We start from the raw sequence: 9,145 nt of genomic DNA on the forward strand, positions 1-9,145 counted from the left end.
CTCAAGCTCCGTTCGACTTGCATGTGTTAGGCGCGCCGCCAGCGTTCGTCCTGAGCCAGGATCAAACTCTTTATAAAATGATATTTAATCACTTTACAGTGTTTAAATCCAATCCTCAGCACGCAATCGCTTGCGTCCTGCATGAATTACTTTTTGGAATTTTAAGTGTTTCCAACACTTTAAAGGTTCCGTTACAAGTATTCGATATTGTTCAATTTTCAAGGTCCTGCCCGCTCGGCCTCTCGGCTGGCGACCTGTTTATTTTACCACAGCGTTTCGAACTTGTCAAGCACTTTTTTCGAAGTGTTTTTCAGTTCTTTTCGCATTGTGGGCCGCCCCGTCAGGGCGCTCACATATAGTACTACCTTTCCCTCTTTTTGTCAACCCCTTTTTTCAACTTTTTTTGCAAGCCGGAAAACTTTCTTGACAACGCCCCCTATCCCCCATTATGATACAGGTATTCTCTATATAAATAAGAGAGGTCCCTGCTCCGCCTGTTTTGCAGGCCGCCGGGCTCCTTTCCAACTGCTTTATCTCAACAGATTCCTGAGAATATCTCCGCCGCGCGAACGCTCTTTTGGGGCGGGCGGCATGATCTTATAAAATAAAAGGAGCGTGGGTTATCATGTCCTCTATCACTGTGCGGGGCTGCCGGATTGGAGAAGGCCGGCCCAAAATCATTCTGCCCATTGTGGAGCAGACCGAGTCTGCCGTCCTGGAACAGGGCCGGGCGTTTGCCGGTCTGAAAGTGGACTGCGTGGAATTCCGTGCCGACTGGTTTGAAAGCTGGCGGGACAGCGCAGCGCTGAGCCGCTGTCTCACCGGACTGCGTCAGGTGCTGGGAGACAAGCTCCTTCTGGTCACCCTCCGCACCCGGGCCGAGGGCGGCGAGGCCGACGCCTCCCTTGAAGAATACACTGCCTTTTGCCGCCGGGTCTGGGAGAGCGGCTGTGCCGATCTGCTGGACATGGAGTTCCTCCCCGCCGGGGATGCTCTGCCCGGGCTGATTGCAGAGGCCCACGCCCATGGGGTCAAGGTGGTCTGTTCCAGCCACAACTTTGCCCAGACTCCCTCCCGGGAGGAAATGGTATCCCGGCTCTGCGCCATGCAGGCCGCCGGGGCCGATCTGCCCAAACTGGCCGTTATGCCCCAGAACCGCCGGGACGTGTTGTCTCTGCTGGAGGCCACCGCCGAAATGGCCGATCTCCACCCCGAAACCCCCGTCATCACCATGAGCATGGGGGCCCTGGGCGGGGTCAGCCGGATTTGCGGCGAGGCCATGGGCTCGGCCATGACCTTTGCCTGCGCCGGCAAGGCCAGCGCCCCGGGCCAAATCGAGCTGGACGTCCTGGCTCCCATCCTGGACCGTTTGGCCCTGTCCTGATTTTCCCTATTATATGTAAGAGACAAAAGCAACGGACCGCCCTCTCCCGCTCTGGCAGGGGTGCGGTCCGTTTTCTTTCAGGGATTCAGGGCGGTCAGTCGCGGCCCCGGCCGGTCAGTTTGCCCAGGGCCACCTTCCAGCGGGGATAGCCCCACCGGGGGTCCTCGGTGAAGTCGTCCGCCAGCTTCCAGGGATAGACGGTGCCGTCAAAATACAGATTGCCCGCCTCATCCACCCTGGTCAGCTTTTTGGGGAGATACTCCTCATTGTAGTAGCCGGTTTTGGGGCGGAGCCAATGAAGGGTGCCGTCCTCATCCATCCGCTCGGCCCAGGCGCCGAACACAAAGGTGGCCGCCTCGCCGTAGCAGTGCTGTTCAAACCGGATTTTTCCGTCATAATAAAACTTGATGACTTCCAGCGTACCCGACTCCTTTTTTCCGTCGCGGCCCAGCGTGGGGCGGTAGTCCTGCTGGTACCGGCAGCCGCAATGGCTCCCGGCAAAGTCTCTGGCATGGTAGGCCATACCCTTCACCCGTTCCTTTCTGCTTTCGTTTCCCCTGACAGGGATTGATTCATCTTAGCGCTCCACTTCGTAGGGCCAGGCCATGATGCCGCCCAGATCGTACAGGTTGTGGTATCCCATAGCCTCCAGCTGAGCTGCCGCCATGGCGCTGCGCTGGCCGCTGCGGCAATAGATCAGCCAGGCGGCCTCCTGATCGGGAATCACGTCCGCCGCTTTGATCCGGACGCTGCCCAGGGGCAGCAGCCGCGCCCCCGGAATGTGGCCTGCGGCGTACTCCGAGGGCTCCCGGACATCCACCGGGACGGCCTCTCCCGCCTCCATCATCCGCCGCGCTGCGGCGGGGGTAATCTTTTGAACCATTGTTCTTTCCTCCTCTCTCGTTTCTTTTCCATCTTATGATAACAAACCTTTTTTGTTTTCACAAGGCTTTTCAAATTTCCCTCCCCGTGCTATACTGAACACATCCAGACAAGGAGGTTCAAGGATGCGATTTTCCACCAAAAGCCGGTATGGCCTGCGCCTGATGGCGGAGCTGGCCTGCTCGGGCACCGGGCGTGCCATGCCCCTGAAAGAGATCAGCGAGCGCCAGCACCTCAGCCTGAAATACCTGGAACAGCTGGTAACGCCGCTGGCCCGGGCCGGCCTGGTCAAGAGCGAGCGGGGCAGCCAGGGCGGCTATCGTCTGGTCAAAGACCCCAGCGAAACCACCGCCGGCGAAATCATCGCCGCCATGGAGGGGAGCGTCGCCCCCATCCCCTGCCTTGAGAGCGAAACCAACGCCTGCCCGCTGTCCGACCAGTGCGCCACCCTGCCCTTCTGGGCGGGACTGGACGAGGTCATCAACCAGTATCTGGACAGCGTCACCCTGGCCGACATCGCCAAAAGCATGGCGGAGGCCTCCGGCGGAGCCTGCGCCTGCGCAAAAAATCGAAATTTGCCCGAAAAAGACTCTTGACATTTGCCGAAAGATTGGTTATAATAATCTGGCATTCGACGAATGCCGGGTGTATAGGGGTATAGCTCAGTTGGTAGAGCAGCGGTCTCCAAAACCGCGTGCCGTGAGTTCGAGACTTACTACCCCTGCCAAGAGCACAGTGCCAGCCGGCGCTGTGCTTTTTTGTTTTATCCGCCCGGCGTTTGGCCCAGACTCTCCCCGGCAGGGAGGGGGCGGGTATTTTTTCAAGCGCAAGGAGGCGTTTTATGGATCTTGCCTATCTGCTGCTTTTGCAGCGCCTGCGGGAGGCGGCCGGCTGGCTGCTGACCCCGGCGATGGAGCTGATCAGCGAACTGGCCGCCAGTTCCCTGACCATTGCTGTGGCGGCCTTTGTGTTCTGGGCGGTGGACCGCCGGTTCGGCAGCTTTTTGATGCTCAACTATGTGGGCAGCAGTCTGCTGGTCCAGGTGTTCAAGCTCACCGCCTGCGTCTACCGCCCCTGGGTGCGGGACCCCCGCATTCAGCCGGTCACCAACGCCATCGATACCGCCACCGGCTATTCCTTCCCTTCCGGCCACACCCAGAGCGCCGCCGCCATTTACGGCAGCGTGGGCCTGTGGTACGGCAAAAAGCGCCGCTGGCTGGCGGTCCTGATGGCGGTTATGATCCTGCTCACCGGCTTTTCCCGGAACTATCTGGGGGTCCACACCCCCCAGGATGTCCTGGTCAGCCTGGCTTTAACCTGCGGCTATCTGTGGCTCAACAGCAAAATCCTGGCCCGGCTGGAGCGTCAGCCCAGCTTTGACCTGAAGGTGGCGGCGGTGGGCACCGTTCTGGCCCTGGCCGCCGTCCTCTGGTTTGAGTGCAAGAGCTATCCCATGGACTACGTCAGCGGCGTCCTTCTGGTGGACCCCGAAATCATGAAGGAGGACGGCTTCATGGCGGCGGGCATGGTCTTTGGCTTCTTCCCCGGCTGGCTCATCGAGCGCCGGTGGCTCCAGTTCTCCACCGACCACCGCAGCGCCGGACAGTTTATCCTGGCCACTCTGGCCCTGCTGCCCATGCTGCTGATCTACAAGCTGCTGCCCCTGGCCCTGACCGGCATCATGGGCCCCCTCTGGGCCGCCTTTGTCAGCTGTGCACTGCTGGCCTTCTACGTCACCGCCCTGGTGCCCGCCCTCATCTGCAGGCTCCAGCGCAAGGCCCGCTGAGGTCTCTCTCCGGTTTTTTCGCCTCCCTTCGGGGAGGCTTTTTTCGTTGATTCGTCTGTTTTCGTCTAATTTCTGCAAAATCAAAAAAATTTGCATTTCAGGCTTGACAATCCCGCCCCGCGCTGGTATAATAAGTCACGTTCCGGCGGTCAGACGCCGGCGGCCATCAGAGAGTATGGCCCGGTAGCTCAGTTGGTTAGAGCACCAGCCTGTCACGCTGGGGGTCGTCGGTTCGAGCCCGATCCGGGTCGCCATATGCTGCTATAGCTCAGTTGGTAGAGCGCATCCTTGGTAAGGATGAGGTCTCCAGTTCAAATCTGGATAGCAGCTCCAGAGCACAGCACTCTTGAAGTCACAGAACTTCAGGGGTGTTTTTTTGCGTTTTGGGGAAAAGCGGGCGTTTCCCCTGTTCCCTTTCCGGGCTCAATGAAAAACCCCCGGCCGGGGCCGGGGGCATGGGATGTCTTATTCTGGCTGTGCCGGGGAAGCGGGGCTGGTCTGGCCCTCTGCTTCCAGTTCGTTGTCGTTGCCTTCATAGTAGGCCAGATACCGGTCCTCCCGGGAGGCAAAGACCGACGCCATGGTCAGCTGGCCGTCGTAGGTCCGGGCCCAAACGGCTCCGTCTCCCCAGCCGATGGTGGAGCCTTCCCGGACAAAGGCGTCCGGCTCCATCTGGGCGATCTGCTCCAGGAACTCCGCGGTGAACACCTGGTCATAATAGGGCAGGAACTCCTCCGCTGAGTTCACATAGGTCAGTTCCTGGCCGGGGAGCTGCAGCTGTTTGGGATAGAGAAACATCTCCGCCACCTTCTCCCGCTCTCCTGCGGCCGCCGCCTGCTGGAACGTCTCAAAATAAGCGATGATCTCCCCGTCGGTGACTTCGCCGGGCTCGGTGGATTCCGGCTCCGCCTGGACCTGGGCCGGCTGGGATTCCGGGGTTTCCTGGCTGGACGGGCCTGCCTGCCCGCAGGCGGTGGCCGTACACAGCACCATTGCCAGGGCCAGGGCAGCCGCCCCGGCCTTTTTTCTGCGCTGAACTGCCATAGGGTTTCTCCTTTCTGCGGCTGCGCCGCCTCCTAGCTCTTATTCTGGATACGTTCGGCCCCGCCGGGAAATTGCATCCCCAAAGGGTGAAATTTTCCGCCGCCGGGCAGCTCTTTCCCCCAAAGAAAACGGTTTGCCCCCATTGACGAATGGGGTTCTTCTTTGTAATATAAGGGATGGCGGAAGTTAAACGCGTACAACTCCCGCCGATTGGGAGGTGTGAAAGATGTATTTAAAGGACGCGCAGATTGGGCGGACCTATATTGTGGAGAGCATCCATCTGCCCTTTCAGATGGAGCGCCGGCTGGAGGCTCTGGGGATGACCCGCCAGACCCCCATCTCGGTGCTGAACCGGAAAGGAAAAGGAATTCTCATCATCAAACTGCGGGGCACCCGCTTCGCATTGGGGTACAACATTACCCAAAACATTGAAGTAAGGGAGGGTGAGCTGGATGCCTGAACAGCATGAAATGACCATCGGGTTCATCGGCAACCCCAACTGCGGCAAGACCACCCTGTTCAACGCCTACACCGGCGCCAACCTGAAGGTGGCCAACTGGCCCGGCGTCACGGTGGAAAAGGTGGAGGGCGCCATCAAGCACCACGGCCTCAATATCCACCTGGTGGACCTGCCGGGCACCTACAGCCTGACTTCCTACACCATGGAGGAGACGGTGTCCCGCCAGTTCATCCTCAGCGGCGAGGTGGACGTCATCATCAACGTGGTGGACGCCTCGGCTCTGGAGCGGGGCCTGTACCTGACCTTGCAGCTGCTGGAGCTGGGCAAGCCGGTGGTGATGGCCCTGAACATGATGGACATTGTGGAAAAGCGGGGCATGGAGATCGACCTCCACCGCCTGCCCGAGATGCTGGGCGTGCCGGTGATTCCGGTGTCGGCCCGGCAGCGCCGGGGCCTGGACGCCCTGCTTCACGCAGCGGCCCACCACAAGGACAGCACCGGTCCTGACCCGCTGGTCCATCAGCACAGAACCGAGTCCCACCACCAGCACGACCATCACACGGAATACACCATGGTGTACTCCGACACCATCGAGGACAAGATCGACCAGATCATCCCCGAGCTGCAGCACCGGTACCCCAGCCTGACCAACTACCGCTGGCACGCCATCAAGCTGCTGGAGGGAGACCAGGAAATCACCCAGAAATATCCGGTGGACCTGCCCCAGGTGCTGGACCGCAGCTATGAGTCGGACATCATCAACCAGAAATACGACTTCATCGGCGAGATCATCGACGAAGTCCTGATCCACAAGGAGCGGCAGGACGTCCTGACCGAAAAGGCCGACCAGATCCTCACCAGCAAGGTCTGGAGCATTCCGGTGTTCTTCGGCATCATGGCGGTGATCTTCTTCCTGACCTTCACCCTGGGCGACTGGCTGAAAGGCTATCTGGAACTGGCCATCGGGGCCATTTCGGACGGAGCCCTGGCGGGCCTCACCGCCATCCACGCCGGGGACGTTCTCACCTCCCTGATTGTGGACGGCATCATCGCCGGCGTGGGAACCATTGTCACCTTCCTGCCCAACATCCTGATCCTGTTCCTCTGCCTGGCTCTGCTGGAGGACAGCGGCTATATGGCCCGGGTGGCCTATGTGATGGAGGGCATCATGAGCAAGATGGGCCTGTCGGGCAAGGCCTTCATCCCCATGCTGCTGGGCTTCGGCTGTACGGTGCCGGCCATCATGGCCTCCCGCGCCCTGGAAAACCAGCACGACCGGCTCAAGGTCATGCTGGTGACCCCCTTCATGAGCTGCAATGCCCGGCTGACCATTTACATTTTGTTCTCTGAGATGTTCTTTGGGGATCATGCCATGATCGTGGCCTACTCCATGTACCTCATCGGCATCCTGGTGGCCATCCTGATTTCGGCCCTGCTCCACCTGCTGGACCGCAAAAAGGATCACGCCAACTACCTCATCATCGAGCTGCCCGAGTACAAGCTCCCCGACGCCCGCACCGTGGCCATCTACGTCTGGGAAAAGGTGATGGACTACCTGGAAAAGGCCGGCACAACCATCTTCATCGCCACCCTCATCATCTGGGTGGTGCTGAACTTCGGCCCCGGCGGCTACACCCCCGACATGGCCGACAGCTTCGGCGCCGTTCTGGGCAAAATCCTCACCCCCTTCTTTGCCCCCATCGGCCTGGGCTACTGGCAGATTGCGGTGGCCCTCATTGCCGGCATCTCGGCCAAGGAAGTGGTGGTGTCCAGCTGTGCGGTGCTGTTCGGCATCGTCAACGCCAGCTCCCCCGCCGGCATGTCTGCCTTTGCCGCCGCCCTGGAGGGGATCGGCTTTGGCTCCTTCAATGCCCTGTGCCTGATGATCTTCTGCCTGCTGTACATTCCCTGCGCCGCCGCCCTGGGCACCATCCGCAAGGAATCGGGCAGCTGGACCTGGATGGTCTTTACCGCCGCTTTCCAGCTGGCGGTGGCCTGGGTGGTGACCTTCCTGGTCTACCAGGTCGGCATGCTGATCCTGTAACCGGGAGGATGCGCCCATGGGTTCCCTCCTTGTGATTGCACTGATTCTGCTGGCTCTGGGCCTGTGGCTGGGCTGGGCGCTGGCCCGCATCCGCCGCCGCAAAAAGCAGGGCGGCGGCTGTGCCGGCTGTTCTTCCCACTGCCCCTACCATGACCAGTGCCGCTGAAATTTCCTGAAACGCACAAGCGCCCCGATGCCTTGACGGCATCGGGGCGCTTTTCTTGTTGGATCAGATGCTGCTCAGCAAAAACCAAAGGGCGCCGCCGGTGTGCGCGATGCCGGTGGCGGTATCAATCCGGCATGGACACCGCCACGCCCTCAAATCTTCCCTCGAATTGGGCCCCGATCTCCGTCATGGTGTCCAGCAGGTGGTCCAGGCTGTCGGCGGGGATAGGAGTCTTGCCGTTTTCCAGAAAGCTCCCGTCCTCCCCCATGAGGGCGTATTTGATAAAAGGTACCCCCGATGTCAAACGCCAGATACTGTTTCATGGTTACCCGTCCTTTCTTCTGTGCCTGCTTTGGTGTGCAGCGGCCCGGCCTCAGGGCCAGCCGAACAGGGATACCCCGTCCGTCAGCTGCCCGATCCGGGCCATTTCCTCCCCGGTGAGGGCAAAATCAAAAATCGAAAAATTTTCCTCCATCCGTTCCCGGTGGGCGGATTTGGGGATGACGGCGATGCCGTTCTGCACCAGATACCGCAGCGCCGTCTGGGCGGCGGTTTTGCCGTGGGCCGCCCCGATCTCTACCAGCACCGGCTCATGAAAAACATCCCGCCGCCCCTCGGTGAAGGGCGCCCAGGACTGCATCCGGGTGCCCCGGGCCGCCAGATCCTTCTGTAGAGTCAGCCGCGGATAATACACATGGGATTCCACCTGATTCACGGCGGGGCGGATGCTGCACCGCTCTGCCAGACGGTCGTACTCCTCCTGATTGAAGTTGGACACCCCGATGGCCCGGGCCTTTCCGGCCCGGAGAGCCTCCTCCATGGCCCGGTACATTTCTTCCGACTCGGGGTAGGGTTCATGGAGCAGCAGCAGATCCACATAGTCAGTTCCCAGAGTTTTCAGCGAGCGGTCAATGTCCGCTTTCGCCTTCTGGTAGCTGTTGCTGGGCTCCCACAGCTTGGTGGTCAGGAACACTTCTTCCCGGGGCAGGCCGCTGTCCCGGAGGGCCTGTCCCACCACGTCCTCGTTTTCATACATGCGGGCGGTGTCCAGAAGCCGGTAGCCCACTTCCAAAGCTTCCCGGATGCACCGGCGGCCTTCCTCACCCCGCAGCGTCCAGGTTCCAAAGCCCAGCGCCGGCATCTGCACCCCGTTCCCGATCTCAAAATACTCCATCTTTCCCCTTTCTCTTACTTTTCTGGAAGAAAAGTAAGCAAAGGCAGCGGCGGCGACCGCATCCAGTGAATGAAACAGGTAGCTGTCGCTGGCTGCGCAGCCGAAGCGCTGCCTGCGGCAGAAACAGCTGAGGCGGAGCAGGGACAGCGGTCTGTTTTCTGCGAGGGAGCTGCGCCGCCTGAAGCAGAAACAGGGCACCGCAACC

General features: G+C 60.3%; 11 protein-coding genes, 3 tRNA genes and 1 rRNA gene. 9 read left to right on the forward strand and 6 right to left on the reverse strand.

From position 1 onward, the window contains the following. Positions 1-77 (reverse strand): 16S ribosomal RNA (locus B5G28_RS13435); the annotation flags it as partial. A gap of 548 nt (positions 78-625) precedes the next feature. Between B5G28_RS13435 and aroD the strand changes: the two genes are divergently transcribed. Next, on the forward strand, positions 626-1,384 hold the full coding sequence (gene aroD, locus B5G28_RS13440; protein ID WP_087249622.1) for a type I 3-dehydroquinate dehydratase: 759 nt from the start codon (positions 626-628) through the stop codon (positions 1,382-1,384). 94 nt (positions 1,385-1,478) lie between these two features. On the opposite strand, the gene B5G28_RS13445 is transcribed toward aroD, so the two are convergent. Together B5G28_RS13445 and B5G28_RS13450 are read right to left on the reverse strand one after the other, a co-directional pair. Beyond that, a complete protein-coding gene (locus B5G28_RS13445) occupies positions 1,479-1,907 on the reverse strand; it encodes a hypothetical protein (RefSeq protein ID WP_087249624.1) in 429 nt (142 codons plus the stop codon). A 54-nt stretch (positions 1,908-1,961) separates the two neighbouring features. Continuing rightward, complete coding sequence (locus B5G28_RS13450; RefSeq protein WP_087249626.1) at positions 1,962-2,267, reverse strand: rhodanese-like domain-containing protein; 306 nt, start codon at positions 2,265-2,267, stop codon at positions 1,962-1,964. A 124-nt stretch (positions 2,268-2,391) separates the two neighbouring features. Here B5G28_RS13450 and B5G28_RS13455 point away from each other — a divergent pair, with 124 nt between their 5' ends. The 5 genes from B5G28_RS13455 (at position 2,392) to B5G28_RS13475 (ending at position 4,385) form a co-directional block, all read left to right on the forward strand. Beyond that, positions 2,392-2,862: an Rrf2 family transcriptional regulator gene (locus tag B5G28_RS13455; RefSeq protein ID WP_087249628.1), complete on the forward strand. Its 471-nt coding sequence runs from the start codon at positions 2,392-2,394 to the stop codon at positions 2,860-2,862. 55 nt (positions 2,863-2,917) lie between these two features. Beyond that, positions 2,918-2,993, forward strand: a tRNA-Trp gene (locus B5G28_RS13460). A 114-nt stretch (positions 2,994-3,107) separates the two neighbouring features. Beyond that, positions 3,108-4,052: a phosphatase PAP2 family protein gene (locus tag B5G28_RS13465; RefSeq protein WP_087249630.1), complete on the forward strand. Its 945-nt coding sequence runs from the start codon at positions 3,108-3,110 to the stop codon at positions 4,050-4,052. 177 nt (positions 4,053-4,229) lie between these two features. After that, positions 4,230-4,306 (forward strand) — tRNA-Asp (locus tag B5G28_RS13470). Positions 4,307-4,309: 3 nt separating this feature from the next. After that, positions 4,310-4,385 (forward strand) — tRNA-Thr (locus tag B5G28_RS13475). Between the two features lie 132 nt (positions 4,386-4,517). Here the strand turns inward: B5G28_RS13475 and B5G28_RS13480 are convergent. Beyond that, positions 4,518-5,096 (reverse strand): hypothetical protein, encoded by a 579-nt coding sequence (locus B5G28_RS13480; protein ID WP_087249632.1) that lies wholly within the window; start codon positions 5,094-5,096, stop codon positions 4,518-4,520. Positions 5,097-5,322: 226 nt separating this feature from the next. On the opposite strand from B5G28_RS13480, the gene B5G28_RS13485 reads away from it, so the two are divergent. The 3 genes from B5G28_RS13485 to B5G28_RS13495 are packed head-to-tail and all read left to right on the forward strand — an operon-like array spanning position 5,323 to position 7,766. Next, positions 5,323-5,556: a FeoA family protein gene (locus B5G28_RS13485; RefSeq protein WP_087249634.1), complete on the forward strand. Its 234-nt coding sequence runs from the start codon at positions 5,323-5,325 to the stop codon at positions 5,554-5,556. Continuing rightward, positions 5,549-7,600, forward strand: coding sequence for a ferrous iron transport protein B (gene feoB, locus B5G28_RS13490; protein WP_242967630.1), 2,052 nt, complete (start codon positions 5,549-5,551; stop codon positions 7,598-7,600). The genes B5G28_RS13485 and feoB overlap by 8 nt, the downstream gene beginning before the upstream one ends. A gap of 16 nt (positions 7,601-7,616) precedes the next feature. Beyond that, positions 7,617-7,766, forward strand: a complete 150-nt coding sequence (locus B5G28_RS13495; RefSeq protein WP_087249636.1) for a FeoB-associated Cys-rich membrane protein — start codon at positions 7,617-7,619, stop codon at positions 7,764-7,766. A 124-nt stretch (positions 7,767-7,890) separates the two neighbouring features. Here B5G28_RS13495 and B5G28_RS13500 read toward each other — a convergent pair whose 3' ends face one another. Together B5G28_RS13500 and B5G28_RS13505 are read right to left on the reverse strand one after the other, a co-directional pair. Next, a complete protein-coding gene (locus tag B5G28_RS13500) occupies positions 7,891-8,070 on the reverse strand; it encodes a hypothetical protein (protein ID WP_087249638.1) in 180 nt (59 codons plus the stop codon). Between the two features lie 69 nt (positions 8,071-8,139). Then, complete coding sequence (locus B5G28_RS13505) at positions 8,140-8,940, reverse strand: aldo/keto reductase (RefSeq protein WP_087249640.1); 801 nt, start codon at positions 8,938-8,940, stop codon at positions 8,140-8,142. Positions 8,941-9,145 lie beyond the last annotated feature (205 nt).

The sequence above is a fragment of the Faecalibacterium sp. An77 genome, from assembly GCF_002161315.1.
Taxonomy (GTDB): Bacteria; Bacillota; Clostridia; order Oscillospirales; family Ruminococcaceae; genus Faecalibacterium.